Genomic DNA, 23,704 nt, shown 5'->3' with positions numbered 1-23,704 from the left:
AGACCCCGGTCACTGCCCGGCGCGGCCGCAGGTCAGGCGGGCGCACCGGTCAGGCGACGGTGACGGGCAGCTCCTTGACGCCGTTGATCCAGGACGAGCGCAGCCGCCGCGCCGCGCCCGCCCGCCGGATGCCCGGCATCTGCTCGGCGATCGCGTCGAACATCAGGCCGATCTCCATCCGGGCGAGGTTGGCGCCGATGCAGTAGTGCGCGCCGGTGCCGCCGAAGCCCAGGTGCGGGTTCGGCGAGCGGGTGATGTCGAACCGCTCCGGCGCCTCGAAGACGTCCTCGTCGAAGTTGGCGGAGCTGTAGTACATCGCCACCCGGTCGCCGGCCCTGATCTCCGCGCCGCCCAGCTCGGTGTCGCGGACGGCCGTGCGCTGGAACGCCGTCACCGGGGTCGCCCAGCGCACCACCTCGTCGGCGGTGGTCTCGGGCCGCTCGGCCTTGTACAGCTCCCACTGCTCCGGGTCGTCGAAGAACGCCATCATCCCGTGGGTGAGGGCGTTGCGGGTGGTCTCGTTCCCGGCCACCGCGAGGATGATCATGAAGTAGCCGAACTCGTCCTCGGTCAGGCCCTGGCCGTCCATGTCCGCGGTCACCAGCCGGGTGACGATGTCGTGCGCGGGGCAGGCGCGGCGCTCGGCGGCCAGCCCCATCGAGTAGCCGATGATCTCCGCGGCGGCGCCGTTCGGGTCGGCGTCGTACTCCGGGTCGTCGTAGCCGAGCATCTTGTTGGACCACTCGAACAGCCGGCCGCGGTCCTCCTGCGGCACGCCCATCAGCTCGGCGATCGCCTGGAGCGGCAGCTCGGCGGCGACCTGCGTGACGAAGTCGATCGTGCCGTCACCGCCCGCCCGGCGCGCCTCGGCCACGATCCGGCCGGCCCGCTCGCGCAGCGCGTCGTGCAGCCCGTTGATCACCCGCGGGGTGAAGCCGCGGGAGACGATCCGGCGCAGCTTGGTGTGCTGCGGCGCGTCCAGGTTCACCAGCAGGGTCTCCCGCTGGACGGCCAGCTCCTCTTCGGTGAACCGGTCGTTGAAGCGGATGATCGACCCGTTCGCCGCGGCCGAGAACAGCTCGCCGTCCCGGGAGATCTCCTTGACGTGGGCGTGCTTGCTGACGACCCAGAAGCCGTCGTCCTGGAAGCCGGTGGCGCCGCGCGGCTGCGCGTTCCACCAGGGGCGCGCGGTACGGCGCAGCGCGGCGAACTCGGCGAGCGGCACCCGCTCGGCCATCAGATCGGGGGAGCTGAAGTCGAAGTCGGCGGGGACGGGCGGGTGTTCCGGCGCGGTGCTCGTCATGAACGCAAGGTAAAACGCGCCGCGCGGCCCGCACAAGAGAAAATGAGACTCAAGTCTAGTCAGTGGTATAGATCTCAGATCATGTAGCGGTCTTGACGCGGAGGCTCGCGTAGGCGGGGACGAGAACGCCCGTCGCGGCGCGCCGCGACACCACCCGGTACGGGCGCCCCTCCGCGTGCAGCGCGCCCAGCATCCGGGCCACCTGGACCCGCGCCACCGCCGCGCCCAGGCACAGGTGCCGCCCGCCGCCGAACCACAGCTGCCGCGACTCCGGCACGTACTCCCGCCGGACGTCGAACGGCCCGGCGGCGTTGGTGGCCAGGTAGGTCAGCAGCAGGACCCGCTCGCCCGCCCGCAGCCGCCGCCCGCCGACCACGGCGTCCCGCGCGACATGGCGGCCGATCACCGGGGCCGGTGCGGACACCCGCAGGCCCTCCCGCACGGCGTTGCCCAGCAGCGCCGGCTCGGCCAGGAGCGTCCGCTGCTGGCCGGTGTCGTGCAGGAGCACGACCGTCCGGGACGTGCCGGACGCCCCGGTCTCGGTCCCCGCGATGGCCAGCAGCGTCGCCAGCCCGCGCGCCAGCGGCACGCCGAAGCCCATCTCCCGGCAGCGGCCCAGGATCGTGTCCGTCCCCGCCGTCCGGTACGCCTCCGCCACCCCGGCCGTGATCTCGTCCACGATCGTCCTGGCCCGGGCGAGGACGCCCGGGGCCAGCTCGGTGGACGCGGTGGTGCCCATCGCCAGCGCGGCGAGCCGCTCCCCGGCCGCGAAGATCCGCCGGTACGCGCCGTCGCCGCGATCGGCGGGCAGGCCCAGCAGGTCCGCGACCAGCCGCCCGGCCAGCACGCGGGTCGCGTCCGCCACGTCCACGGTGCCGCCGCCCGCCAGCCGGGCCGCGATGGCCGCGTGGTGCGCGCCCTGCGAGCGCTCCACCAGATCCCGCGCGCTCTCCTCGGTGAACAGGTCGCGCGCCCTGGTCCGCACCTCGGTGTGCCGGGCGCCGCCGAACAGCTCGCCCATCTCGGCGCCGAACAGCTGGGTCCACATATGGCCGACCCCGCCCTCGCCCGTCATGCCGAAGGACGCGTGGTCGTTCAGCACCCGCCGCGCCAGCAGCGGATCCGTCACCACCCAGCCGAGCCGCGGGACGCGGGTGATGGGGCCGGTGTGCCGGGCCGCCTCCAGCAGGGCGTACAGGCCCTTGTTGCCGTTCCAGAGCAGCCGCGCCTCGTGCCGCGCGGCGGGGTCCCCGAGGATGTTCGTCCTGATCACCCGGCCAGTGTGCCGCCCGGCGGGTGGTGAACCGACCGTTCATATCACTTATCCAGGGGCGTGGTGGTACTCACTCGGACCTGGGGTAGAACGCCCCCTTTGGGTTCCGTAGGGTGCCCCTGGCGAGGGAGGACGCGGCCCGGCGAAGGTTTCGGTACCGGGGCCGGCACCCGCCGATCTCGGATCTAGCGAACGGGGGTCCGGACCACCATGAGAGCGCGCATCGCGGGAGTGGCGGCGTATCTGCCGCCGCGCACGATGAGCAGCGCCGAGGTCGAGGCGCGCGTGGCGGCGTCCGGCGGCGGCTACCGGCCGCATCCGACGATCGTCGAGCGGATGACCGGGATCGCGTCCCGCCACCTCATGCGCGACGACCAGCAGGCGTCCGACCTGGCCGTCGAGGCCGCCCGGCGGCTGCTGGACGAGCACGGCACCGCCCCGGACCGGCTCGATCTGCTGATCTTCGGCTCCGCCTCGCAGGACATGATCGAACCGGCCACCGCGCACATCGTGGCCGCCGAGCTCGGCGCGGACTGCCCCGTCTTCGACGTCAAGAACGCCTGCAACAGCTTCCTCAACGGGCTCCAGATGGCCGACGCGCTGATCCGCACCGGGCAGCACGAGCGCGTCCTGGTCTGCACCGGCGAGTCCCCGTCCCGCGCGATCCGCTGGAAGGTGAAGGACCGGGCGCAGTTCGTGGACGCGTTCGCCGGCTACACGCTGTCCGACGCGGGCGCCGCGATGCTGGTCGAGGCCGCCCCGGACGGCGGGATCTTCTACCGCGACTTCGCCGCCGTCTCCACCGCCTGGAACGTCGGCACGCTGCCCGGCGGCGGTTCGCGGCACCCCCGCGACCCCGAGTACTCCTACTTCAGCGGGGACGGCCGCCGGCTCAAGGACGCGTTCGTCGGGCGCGGCCCCGAGATCTTCCACACCGCCCTGCAGAAGACCGGCCTGACCTGGGACGACTTCGCCTTCATCGGCGTCCACCAGGTGACGGTGCCGTACCTGGAGGTGCTCCGCTCGATCCTGGACCTCCCCGCCGACCGGCTCGTGGTGACGCTGCCCGCGCACGGCAACGTCGCCTCCGCCTCGCTGCCGCTCCAGCTCGACACCGCGATCCGGGCCGGCCGCTGCGGCCCCGGCGACCGGATCGCGCTGGTCGGGCTGGCCGGCGGCGTCAGCCTCGGCGTCACGTTCGCGGAGCTGTGACCATGACCGTGCGGAACCTCTGGGTCGTGATCCCCGCGTACGACGAGGAACGCTCGATCGGCGCCACGCTGCGCCGGCTCGCCGGGCAGACCGACACCGGCTTCACCCTGGTCGTGGTCGACAACGGCAGCACGGACCGTACCGCCGAGGTCGTCCGGGAGTTCGCCGCCGCGAACCCCGTGCCCGAGGTGCGGCTCATCGCCGAGCCGGAGAAGGGCACCGGCGCCGCCGCCGACACCGGGATCCGGCACGCGATCTCCGCCGGGGCCACGCACGTCGCCCGCACCGACGCCGACTGCCTGCCCGCCCCGGACTGGATCGCGGCGGTGAAGCGCGCCTTCGCGGACGGGCTGGAGATGGTCAGCGGGCCGCTGCGGCCCCGGACCGACGAGTTCGACCTGAGGCTCTGGGAACGGCGGCTGCTGCCCGCCGTGATCGGCGTCGCCGCCATGTTCGGCCGCTTCAGGCCGGGCAACCAGGACCCGCTCGCCCTCGGCCCGTACGTGATGATGCCCGGCTGCAACGTCGCGATCACCGCCGGGCTCTACGAGCGCGCGGGCGGCTTCCCGCGCACCCGCATCGAGGACGTGCACGAGGACCGCGCCCTGGTCAACGCGGTGCGCCGGCTCACCACCGCGTACGGGCTGCGCGGCGACGTGACCGTGTACGGCTCGGTGCGGCGGCTGCGCGCGTACGGCCTCGTCGGCACCCTCGGCTGGTACGCCGACCACCGCTACAAGCCCGAGGTCGTCGACATCCGGATCGGAGACGTCCGATGATCGACTGGGAACGGCGGCTCTACCTGGCCGCGCACCCGTTCGCGTACCCGCTGCTGCGCGGCCTCGCCCGGCGCGGCCCCGCCGTGCGGGTGCCGGGCGTCGGGGTGGTCGTGAACGACGCCGCGCTCGCCCGCGAGGTCCTGATGGACGGCGGCACGTTCCGCAAGGACGGCCCCGGCTCGCCCGGCGACCTGTGGACGCCGGTGCTCGGCCCGTCCGTGCTGCTCAACATGGAGGGCGAGGCGCACCGCGCGCTCCGCCGCCGCCTCACCGACCTGTTCACCCCCTCGTACGCCGAGGCGCTGTGCGCGCGCGTCCTGGCCGAGCCGCTGGAACGCCTCGCCGACCGCCTCGCCAGGGGCGCCGTCGTCGATCTCGTCGACACCATGCGCGTCATGGCGGGCGCCGTGATGAGCGAGGTCATCGGGTTGGAGACGCGTTCGGAGGAGGAGAGCCGCCGGCTGTTCGAGCAGGGCGAGCGGGTCGTCTCGATGATCTCGCTGCGGACGCGCCGGCTCTCGCCCGGCCAGGTGGCGCGGGCGCGCGCCGTCCTGGACCCGCTGGGCGACATCGCCGCCAAGGCGTACGCGGCCGGCGACGAGGCCACCGTCATGGGCCGGATGCGGCGGCTCGGCCTGTCGGAGGACGAGGCGCGCGGCGCCGCCGGCGCGTTCTTCCTCACCGGCACCGAGACCGTCGCGACGCTCGTCCCGCGCCTGGTCGCGCTGCTGCACGACGCCGGGCGGCTGGACCCGGGCGCCCGCGCCGCCGACGTCGGGCTCGCGATCGACGAGGCCATGCGGGTGACGACGCCGACGCCGGTCATGCTGCGCGGCGTGCACGCCGCCGCCTCCGTCGGGGACGTCGCGGTCCGGCCCGGCGACCGGATCCTGATCGCGACGCACAACTGCTGCCGCGCGTACGGGCCGTTCGACCCGGACCGGCCGCAGCCGCCGGAGCTGCGGCGGCTGTGGTTCGGCGCGGGCCCGCACTTCTGCATCGGCTACCCGCTGGCGATGGCCGAGACCCGCGCGGTCGCCCGCACCGTCCTCGCCGCCGCCCCCCTGAAGATCACCCGGCGGCGGGCGGCGCGCCGCGTCCTGATCCCGACGTACGCCCGGCTGGCGGTGAGGGCGGTATGACGCTCGTCCGGCGGCTGCTGGACCAGGCCGCCGAGACCCCCGGGGCCGTCGCGCTCGTCGCGGGGGACGGGCGCGAACTCACGTACGGCGAGCTGCGCCGCCAGGTGCTCGCCGTCCGGCACGGGCTGGTCACCGCCGGGATGGAGCCCGGCGACGGGGTGCTGTTCTCGGTACGGCCCTCGCCCGAGTCGCTCGTCCTCGCGCTGGGCGTGGTCGCGGCCGGGGGAGTGGTCGTCTTCGCCGACCCCGGGGCGGGGCCGGAGATGTTCGCGGCGCGGCTCCGCCTGGCGCGCCCGCGCTGGTCGGCGGCCGAGTCGCTGCTGTACGCGGGCAGCCGCCTGGGCCCCGTACGCGCGTACGCGCGCCGCCGCGGGCTGCTGCTGCCCGACCTCGCCGCCCTGGGCATCCCGCACCACGTCCATGTCGGCCGGTGGCTGCCGGGCGTGCCGCGCGGAGCCCTGCCGTTCGCGCGGCTCGCCCGCGGCGCGGCGCCCGAGCCGCCCGGCGACGGGGACGCGGGCGCGCCCGCCGCCGTCATCTTCACGTCCGGGACCACCGAGAAACCGCGGGCCGTCGTCCACACGCAGGGGTCCCTGTCGGCGGCGCTGGACCTGTTCCGCGAACGCCTCCCGCTGGGGCCGGGCGACGTCGTCCACACCGACCAGCTCATGCTGGGCCTGCCGACGCTGATCTCGGGCGCGCGCTGGTCGATGCCGCCGCTGTCCTGCCCGCCGGGCGACTTCGCGCGCCTGCTGGAGGAGCGGGGCGCGACGCACACGTTCTGCGTGCCCGTCCACCTGGCCGAGGTCCTGGACGCGCGCCCGCGGCTGCCCGAAGGGCTCCGGTACGTCCTGCTGGGTGCGGCGCCCGCACCGGCCGCGATCCTGCGCCGCGCCCTGGACGCGGCCCCGTCCGCCGAGGTCCTGTCCGTCTACGCCATGACCGAGATCCTGCCCGTCGCCATCGCGTCCGCCCAGGAGAAGCTCGGCCACTCCGGCGAAGGGGATTTCCTCGGCGCGCCCCTCGTGGCGACGTCCATCGCCGCGGACGGCGAGCTGCTGCTGTCCGGCCCCAACCTCTGCCGCGGCTACCTCGGCGACCCGCCCCTGGCCGAGCTGCCCACCGGCGACCTGGCCCGGCACGACGCCGCCGGCCGGCTCGTCCTCCTCGGCCGCAAGAAGGACATGCTGATCAGGGGCGAGTTCAACCTCTACCCCGGCCTGTACGAGCCCGCCATCGCCGCCCTCGACGGCGTCGCCGAGGCCGCCATCGTCGGCGTGCCCGACCCCGCGACCGGGGACGAGGAGGTCGTCCTCGCGATCACCGGCACCGCCGACCCCGACCGGCTGCGCGCCCGGCTGCCCGGCGTCATCGACCACGACGCGCTTCCGGACCGCATCGTCGTCCTGCCCGAGTTGCCCCGATCCGGCCGAGGCCGCAAGCTCGACCGGGACCGGTTGCGGGAGCATGCCAGGGAGGCACGGTGAAGGTCGCGGTCACGGGGGCGTCGGGGTTCGTCGGGGGCGCGGTCTGCCGCGCCCTGCGGGACCACGGGATCGAGACCCTCGCGTACGGGCGGCGCGCCGCGGTCCCACCCGGTCATGTCGGCGGCGCCCCGTACCGTTCCTGGGACATCACCCGCGGCCCGCTCCCGGACGCGCCCGAAGCCGGTGCCGTCGTCCACTGCGCGGGCAGCGTCACCGACTGGGGCCCGGCCGCCGCCCTCTTCGCCGCCAACCTGACCGGCACCAGGAACGTCCTGGACACCTTCCCGCGGGCCCGCTTCGTCCACGTGAGCACCGCCAGCGTGTACGACCCGTACCGCCCGACGGTCATGGCCACGGAGGAGGACGGCCCCGCGCCCCGCCACCTGAACGCCTACGGGGCCTCCAAGGCCGCCGCCGAACGGGCCGTGCTCGCGGTCATGCGCGGCCACGGCCGCTCCTCGTGGCGCGGCCCGAACCGGCGCGAGGCGATCGTGCTGCGGCCGCACGCCGTCTACGGCCCCGGCGACACCACGCTGCTGCCGCGCGTGCTGTCGTCCGTGCGCGGGCCGGTCCTGCCCGCCGTGGGGAACGGGCGGCAGCGCGTCAGCCTCACCTCCGTCGGCAACCTCGCCCAGGCGTGCCTGCTCGCCGCCTGCGGCCCGGTCGGCACCGGCGTCTACAACGTCACCGACGCCGAGCCCGTCACGCTCGACGCGGCGCTCCGCGCCATCCTCGCCGAGCGCGGCGTCCGGGCCCGGCCGGTCTACCTGCCGGCCCTGCCCGCGCGGCCCCTCGCCGCCGCCGTGGAAGGCGCGTTCCTGCTGGCCCGCCGCCCGGAGCCGCCCCGGCTGACCCGGTACGCCATCGGCCACCTGGCGGTGGAGCGCACCCTCGACATCACCGCCGCCTGCCGGACGCTCGGGTACAAGCCGGAGGAGACCGACTTCACCGGCGCCGCGCGCTGGTGACCACTGGTAGAACGGGTCCGGTGCGGGCAGGATCGCCGCATGAAGATCGAACTCACCGGCCGTACCGCCCTGGTCAGCGGGTCCACCAAGGGCATCGGCCGTGCCATCGCCGCCGGGCTGGCGCGGGCCGGCGCCCGTACCGTCGTCAACGGCCGTTCGGAGGCGGGCGTCCGGAGCACCGTCGAGGAGCTGCGCGCCGAGATCCCCGGCGCCGACCTGGCCGGCGTCGCCGCCGACCTGGGCACCGCGGCGGGCGCGGACGCCCTCGCCGAACGCGTCCCCGCCGTCGACATCCTGGTCAACAACCTGGGGATCTTCGGGCCGCGGCCCGTACTGGAGATCGACGACGACGAGTGGCGCCGCTACTTCGAGGTCAACGTGCTCTCCGGCGTGCGGCTGACCAGGCTGTACATGCCCGGGATGATGGAACGCGGCTGGGGCCGCGTCCAGTTCATCGCCAGCGACTCGGCCGTGGTGACGCCGGAGGAGATGGTCCACTACGGCATGTCCAAGACGGCCCTCCTGGCCGTCTCCCGCGGCTACGCCAAGGCCGCCGCCGGCACCGGCGTCACCGTGAACACCGTCATGGCGGGCCCCACCCACACCGAGGGCGTCGAGGACTTCGTCGCCGAGCTGGTGGGCGGCGACCTGCCCTGGGACGACGCCCAGCGCCGCTTCATGGCAGAGCACCGCCCGCAGTCCCTGCTGCGCCGCCTGATCGAGCCGGACGAGATCGCCAACATGGTCGTCTACCTCGGTTCCGACCTCGGCTCCGCCACGACGGGCGGCGCGGTCCGCGTCGACGGCGGCTACATCGACGCCATCCTCCCCTGACCGCGCCTGCGACCCGGGCGGCGGCCTCCTGAAACCAGCGCCGTCACCGGCCCGCTCGCACGAGCGGGCCGGTGACGGCGAAGGGTTCAGCAGTTGCCCGCCGCGGGCTTGCCGGCGAACCGGTCGGCGAGCCAGTTCTGCCCGTCGCCGGCCGCCGCGACCATCGTCAGCGCGTGCTCCGGCGTCGGGTACTCCCGCCAGTTCACGTTCGCGCCCGCCGCGCACCACTCCCTGCGCAGCGTCCTGGCCTGCGGCGCGGCCACCATCTCGTCGCTCACGCCGTGGAACTGGAAGACCGGCACCGCCGGGGCGGCGCCGCCGCCGAGCCGGTTGGCGCGCAGCTTCTCCTGCCAGGCCGGGGTGTTCATCAGGTCGACGTCGAGGAAGTCCGACATCTTCTTGAAGATGCCCTTGCCGGTCGCGAACGCCTCACCGATGCAGTCGTCGCTCGCGTCCTGCAGCAGGGCCCTGCCCTCCGCGTTCAGGTGCTCGTCGAACGGCAGCTCCGGGTACGCCGAGTCCAGGCCCACGGCCGCGGCCCCCAGCAGGATGAAGAACAGGCTCCCGTCCAGCTGCTCGGCCACCTCGGTCAGGTCGGCCGGGACCCCGCCCGCCACCGCGCCCTTCACGGACAGCTCGGGCGCGTAGCTCTCCTTGAGCTGCGCGGCCCACGCGCTGGACGCGCCGCCCTGCGAGTACCCCGTCACCCCCATGGGCGAGCCCGCCGGCAGCCCGGCCTCGGGCAGCCGGGTGGCCGCGCGCAGGGCGTCCAGGACGGCGTGCCCCTGCGAGCGCCCCACCATGTACGTGTGGACCCCGGGCGTGCCGAGCTTCTCGTAGTCGGTCACGACCACGGCCCAGCCCTTCTCCAGGTGGCTGTTGATGAACAGCCCCTCGTAGTCGAGCCCGATCGTCAGCCCGTAGGACGGCGCGCACTGGTCGCCCAGCCCGTGCGTGCCGATCGCGTACCCGACCACGGGCCGCCGGCCGGGCCCGGTGTACGCCTTCTTCGGCACGAGCACGGTGCCCGTGACAGCGTTGCGCTGCCCCTTGGCGTCGGTCGACAGGTACATGACGCGCCACGCGTGCGCGTTCATCGCGATGCCGGGAGCGAGCTGCGCGGTGACGGGCCGGTGGCGGATGACGTCTCCCGGCCGGCCTGCCGGGAGGGGGGACGGGGGCTTGTAGAAGGCGTCGTTCTGCGGCGGCGGGGGAGCGGAGTGCGCGGCGGGCGCGTTCAGCGACACCGCCACCAGGAGCGCGCTCACCAGCGCCGCGAGGATCGGCCCGCGTCTCTTGCCTGGTCTCATGGGCAACCTCTCTTCACGGGCGCGCCGCCCGCCGGGTCCCGGCCGGGGGCGACGTCGCCGAGTGATGGTGCGCCGGATCACAGGGTGAGTTCTATGGGATCGATCCACTAATTGGACGCCCCGTTCACTAAGGAAAATACAAAGTCACGCACCGTGACGCGCGCCGTGTCAGATCCGGACGAGCAGCAGCACCTGATTCCGCGCGGGGACGGACGCGGCCTCGGCCAGCGAGACCAGGGAGGCCATGACGCGCGCCAGGTCGCTCGCGAGCTTCCGCTGCCCGGCGTCCCGGAGTTGGGCGATGGCGGCGAGGAGCGCGAAGGCGGCCGCGTACAGGACCCTCGGGCTCTCCTCGGCGGTCCGCTCGAAGATCGGCTCCACCAGGTCCTGCGCATGCTTGATCAAGGTCCGCGGCAGCGTCGGATCCGTATCGCCATGGCGGACGAGGCGCAGGGCGGCGAGCGCCCGCTCCAACGCGCGCACCGGCTCGTCGACCGGCGCGGCGATCTCATCCCCGTACTCGGCCACGAGATCGGCGGCGAAGCGGTTGAACGGCTTGCGCAGCGCCACCCGGCCGACCGCGGTCGCCGACCAGGAGTGGATCGACGCCGCGGTGGCCAGGGCCATGGCCGGCAGGATCCTCATGGAGTCGGCGCCGTACGTTCTCTCGAAGCCGCCGGCGAGGTCGACGGCGCAGAGGAAGCCGATGTGCGCCGGCGCGGTGATGTCCCGGAACCTCTGCATGCGCTCCGCTGGGGAACGATGCAGGAAGACCCTCCTGGGGAGCCTGGGGATCGCCTCGGCGACGAGGGCCTGCGCGGGAACGAGGGCCTTGCGGTGGAAGCGGGCCCGATCCGGTTCGGTGACCAGGTCCAGAACCCGGGCGCGGGCCTGGTTCAGGTCCATGACGATGGTCTCGCTGAGATTGCCCGTGTGGCCGGCCGTGTAGCCGTCGGCGATGTCGAGCGCCACGTCGCGGGCGGCGTGGCGAGCGTCGTCCAGCAAGGGGCGAAGACCCTCGCGCCCACGCCATCGGCGGGTCGCGTCATGGATGTCGTCCAGGTGCGTGGTGAACGGGCCTGGATGGTCCTGCCGCACGATGACGGCGAGGTGGCCGGTGGTGTCGAAGAGCGCGCCGATCGCCTCCAGCCGCTCCCTGGATGCGCCATCGTGCGCGACGTCGGCGCAGTACTTGAAGACCCGGGCGAGGTCGATCGCCGCGAGCAGGGCGAACGCCGGGTCGTGCGGCGGAGCGACGGTGTACAGGTGCAGGTACGCCAGGAAGTCGTGGAGGCCGACGACCCCGTCGCGCGAGCAGTCCTCGACCAGGTTGATCAGCGCGGCGGTGTTCTCGTGGGTCGCCTCGCAGAAGTCGGAGAGCTGCTCGTCGGTGGGGCGGTACGGCCAGGATGCCCCGTCCGGCCGATGGAGCCGAGGCTCGCCGTCCTCGTCCGTCCACACGGTGTAACCGGAGAGATGGGGCAGCTTCTCCAGGGCCTGGGCGGCCTCGCCCGGTGTGGGCAGCCGGTAGGCGGTGCCGTCGTCGAAGAGGCCGTTGAGCCAGGTGATGAAGCGGACGATGTCGGCCGCCTGGACGCCGGTGGCCACCCGGTGGTCCCGGTCCCCGTGGCGGAGATCCAGGTCCGGGATGCGCAGCCCGCGGTCCCGCTCCTGCCCGGCGAACGAGTCGTAGAGGGCGAAGGAGACCGGTTCGGCGCATACGGCCGTGGTGTCGTCCAGCCAGAGCAGCCCGCGGAGGTTGCGGCTGGCCCTCACCGCGGCGATGAGCCGCTTGCGCGCCCGGGCGAGTGCGGCGTCCCGGCCGGCGTCTTCGGGCGGGACGAGGCGGTGGTTGAGGCGTTCCAGCGCGCCGGGGCCGACCTCCAGGGCCTCCTCGGCGCAGTCGAAGGCGAGCGTGAGCGCGCCCACCGTGCCCGCCTCCAGGCAGGCTTCGATGACGGGGGTGGCGTCCGTGTCGGCCGCCCACAGCAGGATGGTCTCGCGCCACCACGGGTCGCCGACGGAGTCCGTCAGCAGGCTCGCGTGGGCGGCCGGCTGCTGCCTGATCTGCACGGCGGCCAGGTACTCCTGGAGCGTGAGGTGGGCGAAGCCGTAGACGCCCTGCTCGCGTTCGACCAGCAGGCCGCTCTTGCGGATCTCCTCCAGGAACAGGTCGGGGGTGAGGCCGGGCGTGCGGGCGACCTGGCGGAGCGGGCGGCGGACGGCGCGCCGCGCGTCGGCGATCGGGATGTCGCGGAGGCGCTCGCGCATCATGTGCAGCGCCAGGTGCCGCATCACGCGTTCCTTCTGCGGGCCGCGCAGGCCGGTGGCGTCGGTGAGGTTCCGGTCCTCCTGGCGGCGGTGCAGGAGCGCGTCGCACATCTCGCCGTACAGGTCGGCGCGGCTGCCGGGCAGCGCGCCCCGGTACCGGTGCACGTTGGCGATCATGGTGAGCAGGAGCGGGTTGGCGGCGAGCTCGTACAGGGCGGGCTTCTCCCGCAGCCGCCGGACCAGGTCGCCCGCCTTGCCGTCGGCGGCCTCCCGGACCTGCCCGCCGGTACGGTCCTGGGCGCGGCACTCGACGGCGTAGTACCAGTGGTGCAGGAACAGCGAGATCTGCGCGCCGGTGAAGCGCTGCACCTGGAGCACGTCCGTGCTGGGGATCGGGTTGGTCAGGTAGCCGTGCGGGCGGGACGTCACCACGTACGTGTTGGACGGGTAGCGCTCGGTCTGCCGCCGGACCCACGCCACCACCCGCTTGCGGTCGCCCTCGTCGGCGACCTCGTCCAGGCCGTCCATGAGCACGACGCACCGGCCGCGGTCGAGCCGCGCCCGGAGCCAGGAGGCGGGGACCTTCCCGTGCAGCCAGCCGGCGCCGGCGGCGACGTCCGCCAGGTCCTTCGCGGCCTCCTCGTCCAGGATGCCGGACGCGTGGTCGCGCAGGTACAGCAGGACGGGCAGCCGCCGCCGGCGCCGGAACCGGCCGCACAGGCTGAGCGCGGTGTGCCGGGCCAGCGTGGTCTTCCCCGACCCGGGGCTGCCGAGGACCGCGTAGACGCGGCCGTCGTCGAGGAACGACATCAGCGGGCGCCGTTCGGGGGCCGGTTCCGGCGCGGAACGGCCCATGCCCGGGTCGGTGGCGGTCTCGTGGGCGGCCCTGGGGCGGAGCGCGACGTCCACGTACACCTGGCGCATCTTCAGCGCGTACTCGCCCTGCGTCCGGATCCCGACCGTCTCCATGTGGGCGACCGAGGCCCGCAGTTGCCGGAGGTACGCCCGCCGCCGCACCCGCGCCGGGCCGTTCCCGGACTGCTGCGCGGCCGCGTACGACGTGATCAGCGCGACCAGCAGGGCGAACCCGAACGCCAGGTACGCCCAGTTCCACGTCAGCCTTCCGCCGTCGAGCACCTGGTTGGTGGCGACGCCGGCCGCCACCGTGGCGGCGGCGCCGGCCAGCGCCAGCGTCATGCCCCGCACGTGCCGCATGCCGTCCCCCCGATGCTCGTGATCGCGAATCCCACAAGGATCCGTAGCCGATCAGGGGGCCGGGCGGTCCCGGCGGGGCGGAACTGGCCGGATCAGGACGCCTTCGCCCGCCCGGCCCGCTCCTCGAACGGGGTGACGCGGAGCAGGACGCGGTCCCAGGCGCGGTCGGGGACGAGGCGGCGGACGGTGGGCGTGACCTTGGCCTCGCGGCCCAGCCGGTAGCGGGTCCGCGGGCGGCGGGCGGCGATCGCCTTGACGATCGTGCGCGCGACGTCCTCGGGCCGGAGGGCGCCGCGGGCGTTCTCGCCGGTGGCGCGCTCGGCCATCGCGCCGACGTTGCGGAGGAACGCGTCGTACGGGCCGCCGGTGGGCCGCAGCGAGTCCCGCCCGGTGTTCATGAACTCCGTCCGGACGGCGCCCGGTTCCAGCAGGACCACGCGGACGCCGAACGGTGATACCTCCAGGCGGAGGGCGTCGGAGAGGGCCTCCAGGGCGAACTTCGTCATCGCGTACGCGCCCGAGGCGGGCGGCGCGACGAGGCCGGCGCCGGAGCCGAGGTTGACGATCGTTCCGTGGTGCTGGGCGCGCATCCTGGGGAGCACGAGCTGGCACATCCGGACGAGGCCGAACACGTTGGTCTCGAACTGGCGGCGCAGCTCGTCCAGCGGCAGTTCCTCGACGGCGCCGCCCAGCGCGTAGCCGGCGTTGTTGACCAGCGCCCCGACGGCGCCGTGCTCCTCCTCGACCGCCTTGACGGCCCGCTCGCGGGACGCCTCGTCGGTCACGTCGAGCTCCAGCGTGCGGCAGCCCGCGTCCGCGAGGCCGGCGAGCGTCCCGATCCGGCGGGCGGTGGCCCAGGTCGGGACGCCCGCGCGGGCCAGGGCCAGCGCGGTGGCCCGGCCGATGCCGGTCGAGCAGCCGGTGATCAGTACGGCTTCGGACGGTGCCATGAGGGCTCCCTACTGAACGGTCGGTAAGTGAGGCCAGTCTGCGTCGCTTACCGACCGTTCGTCAAGTAGAGTCGCCGCCATGAGCGCCGACAGGACCCGTGCCCGCATCCTCGACATCGCCGGGGAGCTGTTCCGGACCCAGGGGTACGCCGGGACGTCGATCGCCGACATCGCGAAGCGGCTGGGGAGCAGCAAGGCCGCCCTCTACTACCACTTCGCGTCCAAGGAGAAGATCCTCGACGCGCTCCTCGACGACGCGCTCCGGGCGCACGCCGGCATCGCCGCCCTGGCCGGGGACGCGGATCCGGAGGCGGTGCTCGCCGCGCTGATCGACATGGTGGCGGGCGCGGGCGGGCTGCTGGCGATCTTCGGCGACGACCCGTCGGTCCAGGCCGTCCTGGCCGGGCGCGCGGAACTGCGCGAGCGCGACGGCCGGATCGCCGCCGCCCTCGCCGGCCCAGGCGGGAGGGTGCGCGCCCTGGCGGCCCTCGCGGTCGCCAAGGAGGGCACGAAGGCCGTCATGGCCGCCAACGGCGGAGCGCTCCCGGACGGCGCCCGCGACGACCTCCTGGCCGCCGCCCTCCGCGCCCTGAACCCCGAGCCGCCGCGTTGACTCGTGGCGTGTCTCCCGCTCCGCCCGCCCGCCGGCGGGCGACACGCCACGAGTCGGCGTTCTGGGCGGCCGGTCAGCTGGTGTCGATGGAGCGCTGCTGGCCGGGGTAGCCGGGCTTCTGCTCGGGGAGGCCGGCCATCTCGTCGTCGTGCGAGCCCGGCCTGAACGGCGTGTCGGGCGGCCCCTCCACCGGGTCCGGGGCGATGACCTTCGCCGCCTCGCTGAGCGGCGCGTCGATCGGGCCGCCGGCGTTGACGCCCTGCGGTTCCGTGAGCAGATCGTCCGTCTCGTCCTCGTGTCTCCTTGCCATCTTCCTCCCGTACCCGCCCAGATCACCGCAATCCGGATCAGCCGAGGCGGAGGGCCAGGAAGAAGTCGACGCGGTCCTCCAGGCGGGACAGGTCGCGGCCGGTCAGCTCCTCGATCCGCTGGATGCGGTAGCGGACGGAGTTGACGTGCAGGTGGAGGTGCCGCGCGCAGCGCGTCCAGGAGCCGGAGTGCTGGAGGAACGTCTCCAGCGTGCGGACCAGGTCGGCCCGGTGCAGCTCGTCGTACGTGCGCAGCGGGTCCAGCAGGCGTTCCTTGAACATGTGCCGCACGTCGTCCGGGACGCCCGCCAGCAGCAGCATGTGCGTCGCCAGCTCGTCGTGGCCGACGGCGCAGACGGGTTCGTTGCGGGTGGCGGCCAGCCGGCGGGCGTAGCGGGCCTCCTCGACGGCGCCGCGCAGCTCGCCGGGGGCCACCAGCCCGCTGACGCCCGCGGCGAGGGAGTCCAGCGCCGGGGCGAGGTCCGCGAGGGCGCGGCGCAGGGCGGGGGCCGGGTCCTCGGCGGCGGGGACGAGGGCGATCGCCTCCTCGCCCAGGACGCCGATCAGCGGCCGGCCGGGCAGGATCTCGGCCAGTACGGTGCGCAGCTCGCCGGGACGCAGGCCGCCGCCGGCGGTGGCGGCGACGGCGCAGTACGCGGCGCCGGGGTCGGCCCCCGCGAGCGTGAGATGGGAGGCGATCTCGGTGCCCTCGGCGGCGACGAGCCGGATCAGCTCCTGGGCGAGGCGGCCGCCGGCGCTGAGCCGGTCGTCGAGGCGGGCGCGCTCCAGGGCGACGATGGCGGCGAGCTCGTCGGTGAGGGCGCGGCGCTCGGCGGGCCATTCGGTCATGTCGCTCTCGCACGCGATGAACCAGTCGGCGGCCCGGGAGGTGGTCTCGGCCGCGACGGGCAGGATCGAGAACCCCTCGTGCACGCAGGGCAGCCGGGGCGCGCCGAGGTACGCCCGGGCCAGCGCCGCCGCGTCCGGCCCGGGTCCGGCGGCCGGGCCGGGGCCGGCGACCAGGCGGCCGGCGGGGGTCAGCACCCAGCAGCGCAGCCCGAGGTCGCGGCCGACCAGTTCCAGGACGGGGTCCAGGCCGAGGCCCTCGACCAACCGGCGGTGCCGGTCGAGGACGGCGCGCAGGTCGGCGGCGCGGGCGACCGACAGCCGCCGCACCACCTGCTCGGTGATCGTCGCGAACGCCACGTCCTCGGGCACCTGGAACAGCGGCAGCCGGTGCCGCTCGCAGGCCGCGACGAGGTCGGCGGGGATGGTGCCGCGCGCCACGTCCCAGGCGGCCAGGCCGGAGACGCCCGCCTCGGCCAGCGCCCGGACGAACGTCTCGGAGTCCGCCGGGCCGGTCCACCAGACCAGCCCGGTCAGCACCAGCTCCCGCCCGCTCAGGTAGCGGCCGGGGTCGATGAGGTCGGTGGTGACGACCCAGCGGATCTCGCGGTCCAGGCCCTCCTCGCCCGTGACGGCGCGCAGCCGCAGCTCGGGCATCGCCAGCAGGGAACGCAGCTTCATCGGCGGGTCTCCTTGGAGCAAGGTACGAAAAGTATCCGCCGGGCGGGCATGTAGTTCGGACGTCCTGTCCCTCGACCGGCCGCCGGGCCGGTGTGTGTACTGCAAGAAGCGGAGGTGGGGAACGTGACGCCGGACGAGTCCGAGCTGCTGAGCTGCTGCGCGTCGCGGCGGTGGGCGGCGGCCGTCGCGGCCGGCCGGCCGTACGGGGGCTTCGAGGAGCTGTGGGCGGCCGCGAAGGCCGAGCTGGACGCGCTGGAGTGGGCCGACGTGGAGGAGGCGCTGGCGGCCCATCCGCGCATCGGCGAGCGCGCCGGGGGAACGGGCCGGGAGGCGGCATGGTCCCGCAGCGAGCAGTCCGGCGTGGACGAGGGCGCGCGGGCCGCGTTCGCGGAGGGCAACCGCCGGTACGAGGAGCGCTTCGGCCACGTCTTCCTGATCTGCGCGACCGGGCTGGGCGCGGCGGAGATGCTCGCGGCGCTGGAGGAGCGGCTCGGGAACGCCCCGGAGGAGGAACGGGCGATCGTCCGGGAAGAGCTGGGGAAGATCGTGCGGCTGCGGCTGGCCAGGCTGCGGGAGAGGGGATGAGGCCGGGTGGACGTCGTGCTGGGCCCGAACCGCTACGGGAAGGCGGAGACGCGGGTCGTGCGGGTCACCAGGGACGGGGACACGCACCATCTGCGGGACCTGAACGTCAGCGTCGCGCTCTCCGGCGACATGGAGGCCGTGCACCGCTCCGGTGACAATTCGGCGGTGCTGCCGACGGACTCGCAGAAGAACACGGTGTTCGCGTTCGCGAAGAAGTACGGGATCGGGGAGATCGAGGAGTTCGCGCTGCTGCTGGCCCGCCGGTTCGTGGACGCGGGGCCGGCCATCACGCACGCGGCCGTGGTGGTCGAGGAGTACGGCTGGGAGCGGATCGCGGGCGGCCACTCGTTCGTCCGGTCCGGTTCCGAGGTCCGTACGGCGCGGGTCCACAGCGACGGCACGGGCGGGCGGGAGTCGGTCGTGTCGGGGCTGGCGGACCTGGTGGTGCTGAAGACCACCGGCAGCGAGTTCCACGGTTTCGCCCGGGACGAGTACACGACCCTCCGGCCGACCGGCGACCGCGTCCTCGCGACGGCGGTGACCGCGAACTGGCGGCACCGGGCGGCGGACGCGGACTTCGCCGGGTCCTTCCGGGAGGCGCGGCGATGCCTGCTGGAGGCGTTCGCGGGAACGCACAGCCTTTCCCTCCAGCAGACCCTTTACGAGATGGGCCGGAGGGTCCTCGAAGGGAACGGGGAGATCTGCGAGGTGCGGCTGTCGATGCCCAACAAGCACCATTTCCTGGTCGATCTGGAGCCGTTCGGGATGGACAACGAGAACGAGGTCTATTTCGCGGCCGACCGGCCGTACGGGCTCATCGAGGGCGGCGTGCGCGCCGCCGGCGCGGCCGACGACCCGGCCGCCTGGACCTAGGGGGATCCGGAGAACGTGGCAGGCATGGAATTCCTGCGTCCCGCGACCTGGGAGGACGCGCTGGCGGCCCGCGCGGAGCATCCGGGCGCGCTGCCCGTGCAGGGCGGCACGGACGTCATGGTGGAGATCAACTTCGATGCCCGCCGGCCGGCCGCGCTGCTGGACCTGAACCCGGTCCGGGAGCTGGCCGGGTGGGACATGGCCGACGGGCGGCTGCGGGTCGGCGCGGGCGTCACCTACACCCGGCTGATCGAGGAGCTGGGCGACCGGCTGCCCGGCCTGGCGCAGGCGTCCCGGACGGTCGGCTCGCCGCAGATCCGCAACCGCGGCACGGTCGGCGGCAACCTCGGCGCGGCCTCGCCCGCGGGCGACGCGCACCCGCCGCTGCTGGCGGGCGACACGGTGATCGAGGTGGAGTCGGCGGCGCGCGGCGTCCGGATGATCCCGGCCGCCGCGTTCTACACGGGCGTGAAGCGGAACGCGCTGGAGCCGGACGAGCTGATCCGGGCGTTCTGGACGATCCCCGCGACCGGCCCGCAGTACTTCGCCAAGATCGGCACCCGGAACGCGATGGTGATCGCGGTCTGCTCGTTCGCGATCGCGCTGCACCCGGCGGAGCGGCGGGCCGGGACCGGGCTGGGCTCGGCGGCGCCGACGCCGCGCCGCGCGGCCGACGCCGAGCGGTTCCTGAACGCGGAGCTGGACTGGGAGGGCCGCTCCCCGCTGTCCCCGCGGGTCGCCCGCCGCTTCGGCGAGCTGGTCGCCGGAGCGGCCGCGCCGATCGACGACGTCCGGGGAACGGCCGGCTACCGCGGCCACGCGCTGGCCGTGCTGGCGCGCCGCGCCCTGGCCTGGGCATGGAACGACCACATCGGAACGACCGGCCGGAGGGAGGCGTCCTGATGCGGGTGACCTTCGTCGTGAACGGCGCCGAGCAGACCGTGGACGGCGTGTGGGAGGGCGAGAGCCTGCTGTACGTGCTGCGCGAGCGGATGGGCCTGCCGGGCTCCAAGAACGCCTGCGAGCAGGGCGAGTGCGGGTCCTGCACCGTCTACCTGGACGGCGTCCCGGTGTGCGCGTGCCTGGTCGCGGCCGGGCAGGCGGCGGGCCGCGAGGTCCGCACGGTCGAGGGCCTGGCGGGGCCGGGCGGGCTCGATCCGGTGCAGGAGGCGTTCGTGGAGGCGGGCGCCGTCCAGTGCGGGTTCTGCACGCCGGGGCTGGTCGTCCAGGCGCACGACCTGGTCGGCCGGGTGCCCGACCCGTCCGACGCCGAGATCAGGGAGGCGCTGGCGGGCAACCTGTGCCGCTGCACCGGCTACGAGAAGATCCTGGACGCGGTGCGGCTCGCCGCCGCCCGCAAGCGCGAGGAGGCGGCGCCGTGACGATCGTCATCGAGAACGCCCATGTCGTCACGGTCTCGGGCGCGGAGCACCCGTCCGGCCACGTGGTCGTCGACGGCGACCGGATCACCGCGGTCGGCCCGGGACCCGCCCCGGCCCCGGCGGCCGAGGCCGGCGAACGGATCGACGGCACCGGCTGCCTGCTCACGCCGGGCCTGGTCAACACCCACCACCACCTCTACCAGTGGGCCAGCCAGGGCATGGTCACCGACGGGACGCTGTTCGAGTGGCTGTCCGCGCTCTACAGGCCCTGGGCGAAGATGGACGCCGAGGTGGTGCGCGGCGCGGCGACGGCGGGGCTGGCGTGGCTGGCGCTGTCGGGCTGCACGACGTCCACCGACCACCACTACCTGTTCCCGCGGGGGCGCGGCGACCTGTTCGCGGCGGAGATCGAGGCGGCGGCCGAGGTCGGCGTCCGGTTCCACCCGTGCCGGGGGTCGATGGACCTCGGCGAGTCGCGGGGCGGGCTGCCGCCGGACGAGGCGGTGGAGGACCTGGACACGATCCTGGCCGAGACCGAGGCGGCGATCGACCGGTACCACGATCCGTCGTTCGGCTCGATGCTGCGCGTCGCGGTGGCGCCGTGCTCGCCGTTCTCGGTCACCCAGGAGCTGCTGGTCGCGTCGGCGGAGCTGGCGCGCGCGAAGGGCGTGCGGCTGCACACCCACCTCGCCGAGACGCTCGACGAGGAGGACTACACCCGCGAGCACTTCGGCAAGACGCCGGTCGAGTACATGGACTCGCTCGGCTGGCTCGGCGCCGACGTCTGGCTCGCGCACTGCGTCCACCTGCACGACACCGACGTGAAGCGGCTCGCCGAGACCCGTACCGGGACGGCGCACTGCCCCAGCTCCAACGCGCGCCTCGGCTCCGGCATCGCCCGCGTCTCCCACCTGCTGGAGGCGGGCGCGCCGGTCGGGCTCGGCGTGGACGGCTCCGCGTCCGCCGAGCTGGTGCCGCTCGCCGGCGAGATCCGGCAGGCGGTCTACATGCAGCGGGCCCGGTACGGCCCGCGCGCGCTGACCGCCCGCCGGGCCCTGGAGATCGCGACCCTCGGCGGCGCCCGCTGCCTGGGCCGGGAGGACGAGATCGGCACGCTGGAGCCCGGCAAGCTCGCCGACCTCGCGCTGTGGCGGGTGGACGGCTTCCACGCGGCCGTCGACGACCCGGTGGTGGCGTTCGCGTTCGGCGCGACCCCGCCGCTGGAACGCCTGATCGCCGGCGGCCGGACCCTCGTCGAGGGCGGCACGCTGGTGTCCGTGCCGCAGGACGAGGCCGGGCGGCGCGGCGCCGCCGCGCACCGCAGGCTGATGCGCCTGGCCGGGGAGGGCGCGTGAAGAGGCTGGACGAGCGCACCCGCCCGGCCGGCGGGATCGGCGAGAGCCCGCGCCGGCCGGACGGCACGCTGAAGGTCGCGGGCGAGTTCGCGTACGCGTCCGACATGTGGCTGGACGGGATGCTGTGGGGCGCGACGCTGCGCAGCCCGCACCCCCGCGCCCGGATCCGGTCCCTGGACACCGCTCCCGCGCTGGCCGCGCCGGGCGTCCACGCCGTCCTCACCCACGAGGACGTGCCGGGCCGCAAGATGTACGGCCTCGACCACACCTCCGACCGGCCGGACCAGCCCGTCCTGGCGATCGGCGAGGTCAGGTACGAGGGCGAGCCCGTCGCGCTCGTCGCCGCCGACCATCCCGAGACGGCCCGCCGCGCGCTGGAGCGGATCGCGGTCGACTGGGAGGTGCTGGAGCCGATCACCGACGCGCGGGCCGTGGCCGCCGACCCCGAGCGGCTCAAGGTGCAGCCGCGCGGCGGCATCACCCGCCACCAGCCGGTCCGGGCCGGCGACGTCGAGCGGGCGAAGGGGACGGCGCCCGTGGTGGTCACCGGCGAGTACGAGGTCGGCATCCAGGACCAGGCGTTCCTCGGCCCCGAGTCCGGGCTGGCCGTGCCCGCCGAGGACGGGGGCGTCGACCTGTACGTCTCCACCCAGTGGCTGCACAACGACATCCGGCAGATCGCGCCCTGCCTCGGCCTGCCCGAGGAGCGGATCCGGATGACGCTCGCCGGGGTCGGCGGCGCGTTCGGCGGCCGCGAGGACCTGTCGATGCAGATCCACGCGGCCATGCTCGCGATGCGGACCGGCAGGCCGGTGAAGATGTCGTACAACCGGTACGAGTCGTTCTTCGGGCACGTGCACCGGCATCCGGCGTGGATGCGGTACGAGTACGGCGCCACCGGCGACGGCCGGCTGCTCTACGCCGACGTCGAGATCGTCCTGGACGGCGGCGCGTACACCTCGTCCACCGGCGCCGTCGTCGGCAACGCGGCCTCGCTCGGCGTCGGGCCGTACGAGATCCCCGACATCAGGATCGACGCGTACGGCGTCTACACCAACAACCCGCCGTGCGGCGCGATGCGGGGCTTCGGCGCCGTGCAGGCGTGCTTCGCGTACGAGTCGATGATGGACAGGGTCGCCGCGGCCTGCGGGATCGGGCCGCTGGAGGTGCGCCGCCGCAACGCCGTGAGCCAGGGGTCGAGGATGGCGACCGGCCAGGTCATCGACTCCCCGGCGCCGATGGCGGAGCTGCTCGACCGGGTGGCGGCGATGCCGATGCCCGCCGCCCGCGCCGGGGACGACCTGCGCGAGCTGCCCGGCGGGGTGTCGCAGGCGACCCGCGGCGAGGGCGTCGTGCGCGGCGTCGGCTACGGCATCGGGATCAAGAACATCTGCTTCTCCGAGGGCTTCGACGACCTGTCCACCGCCCGCGTCCGGCTGGAGGTGATCGGCGGCGAGCCGGCCGTGCTGGTGCACACCGCCGCCGCCGAGGTCGGCCAGGGCCTGGTGACGATCCAGGCGCAGATCGCCCGTACCGAGCTGGGCGTCGAGAAGGTCACCGTGCAGCCGGCCGACAACCGGGTCGGCGACGCGGGGTCCAGCTCCGCCTCGCGCCAGTCGTACATGACGGGCGGCGCGGTGAAGGCGGCCTGCGAGGCCGTCCGGGACCGGCTGCTGGCCCTGGCCGGGAAACGGCTCGGCCGCGACCCCGCCGAGCTGGCGGCCCGCGGCGGCAAGATCGTCTCCCGTGCGGCCGGGGTGCTCGCGGCCGTCGAGGACGTGCTCGGGACGGACGCGATCGAGGAGACCCGCGAGTACCACCACCGCCCCACGACCGCGCTCGACCCCGTCACCGGGCAGGGCGCCAGCCACACCCAGCTGGCGCTGTGCGTGCACCGCGCCGTGGTGGACGTGGACACCGAGCTGGGGCTGGTCAAGGTGGTCGAGCTGGCCGCCGTCCAGGACGTCGGCCGGATCCTCAACCGGCAGGCGCTCGAAGGGCAGATCCACGGCGGCACGGCGCAGGGCCTCGGGCTGGCGCTGATGGAGGAGATCCAGGTGGCGGGCGGCAGGATCCGCAACCCGTCGTTCACCGACTACCTGATCCCGACCGTCCTCGACATGCCGCCGATGCGGCTGGACATCCTGGAGTACCCGGACCCGAACGCGCCGTACGGCCTGCGCGGCGCCGGCGAGCCGCCCACGCTCTCGTCCACGCCCGCGATCGTCGCGGCGATCCGGGACGCGACCGGCCGGCCGCTGACCCGGGTCCCGGTACGGCCCGAGCACATCGCGGGCCTGGAGGGCTGACATGGGGC

The 23,704-nt window shown here is 74.5% G+C and carries 20 protein-coding genes; 13 read left to right on the top strand and 7 right to left on the bottom strand.

Annotated elements, in window-relative coordinates; translation table 11 throughout:
* Nucleotides 1-49: 49 nt before the first annotated feature.
* Complete coding sequence (locus tag ACA361_RS00255; protein WP_375009672.1) at nt 50-1,303, bottom strand: cytochrome P450; 1,254 nt, start codon at nt 1,301-1,303, stop codon at nt 50-52.
* A 79-nt stretch (nt 1,304-1,382) separates the two neighbouring features.
* Nucleotides 1,383-2,576 carry a cytochrome P450 gene (locus tag ACA361_RS00250; RefSeq protein ID WP_375009671.1) on the bottom strand — a complete coding sequence of 398 codons (1,194 nt, stop codon included), beginning with the start codon at nt 2,574-2,576 and terminating at the stop codon, nt 1,383-1,385.
* 210 nt (nt 2,577-2,786) lie between these two features.
* Here ACA361_RS00250 and ACA361_RS00245 point away from each other — a divergent pair, with 210 nt between their 5' ends.
* The 6 genes from ACA361_RS00245 to ACA361_RS00220 are packed head-to-tail and all read left to right on the top strand — an operon-like array spanning nt 2,787 to nt 8,998.
* Nucleotides 2,787-3,788 carry a 3-oxoacyl-ACP synthase III family protein gene (locus tag ACA361_RS00245; RefSeq protein ID WP_375009670.1) on the top strand — a complete coding sequence of 334 codons (1,002 nt, stop codon included), beginning with the start codon at nt 2,787-2,789 and terminating at the stop codon, nt 3,786-3,788.
* Nucleotides 3,789-3,790: 2 nt separating this feature from the next.
* Nucleotides 3,791-4,567, top strand: coding sequence for a glycosyltransferase family 2 protein (locus ACA361_RS00240; RefSeq protein WP_375009669.1), 777 nt, complete (start codon nt 3,791-3,793; stop codon nt 4,565-4,567).
* The gene (locus ACA361_RS00235) at nt 4,564-5,709 is read left to right on the top strand and encodes a cytochrome P450 (protein WP_375009668.1); all 1,146 of its coding nucleotides are present in this window, start codon (nt 4,564-4,566) and stop codon (nt 5,707-5,709) included. Before ACA361_RS00240 ends, ACA361_RS00235 begins: the two co-directional genes overlap by 4 nt.
* Nucleotides 5,706-7,196, top strand: a complete 1,491-nt coding sequence (locus ACA361_RS00230; protein ID WP_375009667.1) for a class I adenylate-forming enzyme family protein — start codon at nt 5,706-5,708, stop codon at nt 7,194-7,196. Before ACA361_RS00235 ends, ACA361_RS00230 begins: the two co-directional genes overlap by 4 nt.
* Entirely contained in the window at nt 7,193-8,164 is a 972-nt protein-coding gene (locus ACA361_RS00225; RefSeq protein ID WP_375009666.1) for an NAD-dependent epimerase/dehydratase family protein, read from the top strand. Before ACA361_RS00230 ends, ACA361_RS00225 begins: the two co-directional genes overlap by 4 nt.
* Nucleotides 8,165-8,203: 39 nt before the next feature.
* Nucleotides 8,204-8,998, top strand: coding sequence for an SDR family NAD(P)-dependent oxidoreductase (locus ACA361_RS00220; protein WP_375009665.1), 795 nt, complete (start codon nt 8,204-8,206; stop codon nt 8,996-8,998).
* Nucleotides 8,999-9,084: 86 nt separating this feature from the next.
* On the opposite strand, the gene ACA361_RS00215 is transcribed toward ACA361_RS00220, so the two are convergent.
* The 3 genes from ACA361_RS00215 to ACA361_RS00205 form a co-directional block, all read right to left on the bottom strand.
* Complete coding sequence (locus ACA361_RS00215) at nt 9,085-10,308, bottom strand: lipase family protein (protein WP_375009664.1); 1,224 nt, start codon at nt 10,306-10,308, stop codon at nt 9,085-9,087.
* Nucleotides 10,309-10,476: 168 nt separating this feature from the next.
* Nucleotides 10,477-13,794: an NACHT domain-containing protein gene (locus tag ACA361_RS00210; RefSeq protein ID WP_375009663.1), complete on the bottom strand. Its 3,318-nt coding sequence runs from the start codon at nt 13,792-13,794 to the stop codon at nt 10,477-10,479.
* A gap of 92 nt (nt 13,795-13,886) precedes the next feature.
* A complete protein-coding gene (locus tag ACA361_RS00205) occupies nt 13,887-14,744 on the bottom strand; it encodes an SDR family NAD(P)-dependent oxidoreductase (RefSeq protein ID WP_375009662.1) in 858 nt (285 codons plus the stop codon).
* A 79-nt stretch (nt 14,745-14,823) separates the two neighbouring features.
* On the opposite strand from ACA361_RS00205, the gene ACA361_RS00200 reads away from it, so the two are divergent.
* The gene (locus tag ACA361_RS00200) at nt 14,824-15,357 is read left to right on the top strand and encodes a TetR family transcriptional regulator (RefSeq protein ID WP_375009661.1); all 534 of its coding nucleotides are present in this window, start codon (nt 14,824-14,826) and stop codon (nt 15,355-15,357) included.
* A 73-nt stretch (nt 15,358-15,430) separates the two neighbouring features.
* Here the strand turns inward: ACA361_RS00200 and ACA361_RS00195 are convergent, their stop codons facing one another.
* Both ACA361_RS00195 and ACA361_RS00190 read right to left on the bottom strand, forming a co-directional pair.
* A complete protein-coding gene (locus tag ACA361_RS00195; RefSeq protein ID WP_375009660.1) occupies nt 15,431-15,667 on the bottom strand; it encodes a hypothetical protein in 237 nt (78 codons plus the stop codon).
* Nucleotides 15,668-15,704: 37 nt separating this feature from the next.
* Nucleotides 15,705-17,192 (bottom strand): PucR family transcriptional regulator, encoded by a 1,488-nt coding sequence (locus ACA361_RS00190; protein WP_375009659.1) that lies wholly within the window; start codon nt 17,190-17,192, stop codon nt 15,705-15,707.
* 114 nt (nt 17,193-17,306) lie between these two features.
* On the opposite strand from ACA361_RS00190, the gene uraD reads away from it, so the two are divergent.
* Genes uraD through pucD form a run of 6 tightly spaced genes read left to right on the top strand, consistent with a single transcriptional unit; the run spans nt 17,307 to nt 23,696 of the window.
* The gene (gene uraD, locus ACA361_RS00185; protein ID WP_375009658.1) at nt 17,307-17,777 is read left to right on the top strand and encodes a 2-oxo-4-hydroxy-4-carboxy-5-ureidoimidazoline decarboxylase; all 471 of its coding nucleotides are present in this window, start codon (nt 17,307-17,309) and stop codon (nt 17,775-17,777) included.
* A gap of 6 nt (nt 17,778-17,783) precedes the next feature.
* Nucleotides 17,784-18,650 (top strand): factor-independent urate hydroxylase, encoded by an 867-nt coding sequence (pucL, locus tag ACA361_RS00180; protein WP_375009657.1) that lies wholly within the window; start codon nt 17,784-17,786, stop codon nt 18,648-18,650.
* Between the two features lie 24 nt (nt 18,651-18,674).
* Nucleotides 18,675-19,553: an FAD binding domain-containing protein gene (locus ACA361_RS00175; RefSeq protein ID WP_375009656.1), complete on the top strand. Its 879-nt coding sequence runs from the start codon at nt 18,675-18,677 to the stop codon at nt 19,551-19,553.
* Nucleotides 19,553-20,032, top strand: coding sequence for a (2Fe-2S)-binding protein (locus ACA361_RS00170; RefSeq protein WP_375009655.1), 480 nt, complete (start codon nt 19,553-19,555; stop codon nt 20,030-20,032). Before ACA361_RS00175 ends, ACA361_RS00170 begins: the two co-directional genes overlap by 1 nt.
* On the top strand, nt 20,029-21,387 hold the full coding sequence (locus ACA361_RS00165) for an 8-oxoguanine deaminase (RefSeq protein WP_375009654.1): 1,359 nt from the start codon (nt 20,029-20,031) through the stop codon (nt 21,385-21,387). The genes ACA361_RS00170 and ACA361_RS00165 overlap by 4 nt, the downstream gene beginning before the upstream one ends.
* Nucleotides 21,384-23,696 (top strand): xanthine dehydrogenase subunit D, encoded by a 2,313-nt coding sequence (gene pucD / locus ACA361_RS00160; RefSeq protein ID WP_375009653.1) that lies wholly within the window; start codon nt 21,384-21,386, stop codon nt 23,694-23,696. Before ACA361_RS00165 ends, pucD begins: the two co-directional genes overlap by 4 nt.
* The last annotated feature ends 8 nt before the right edge of the window (nt 23,697-23,704 follow it).

The organism is Actinomadura sp. 21ATH, from assembly GCF_041951345.1.
In the GTDB taxonomy this organism is placed as follows: Bacteria; Actinomycetota; Actinomycetes; order Streptosporangiales; family Streptosporangiaceae; genus Spirillospora.
This window is presented reverse-complemented; position numbering and strand designations above follow the sequence as displayed.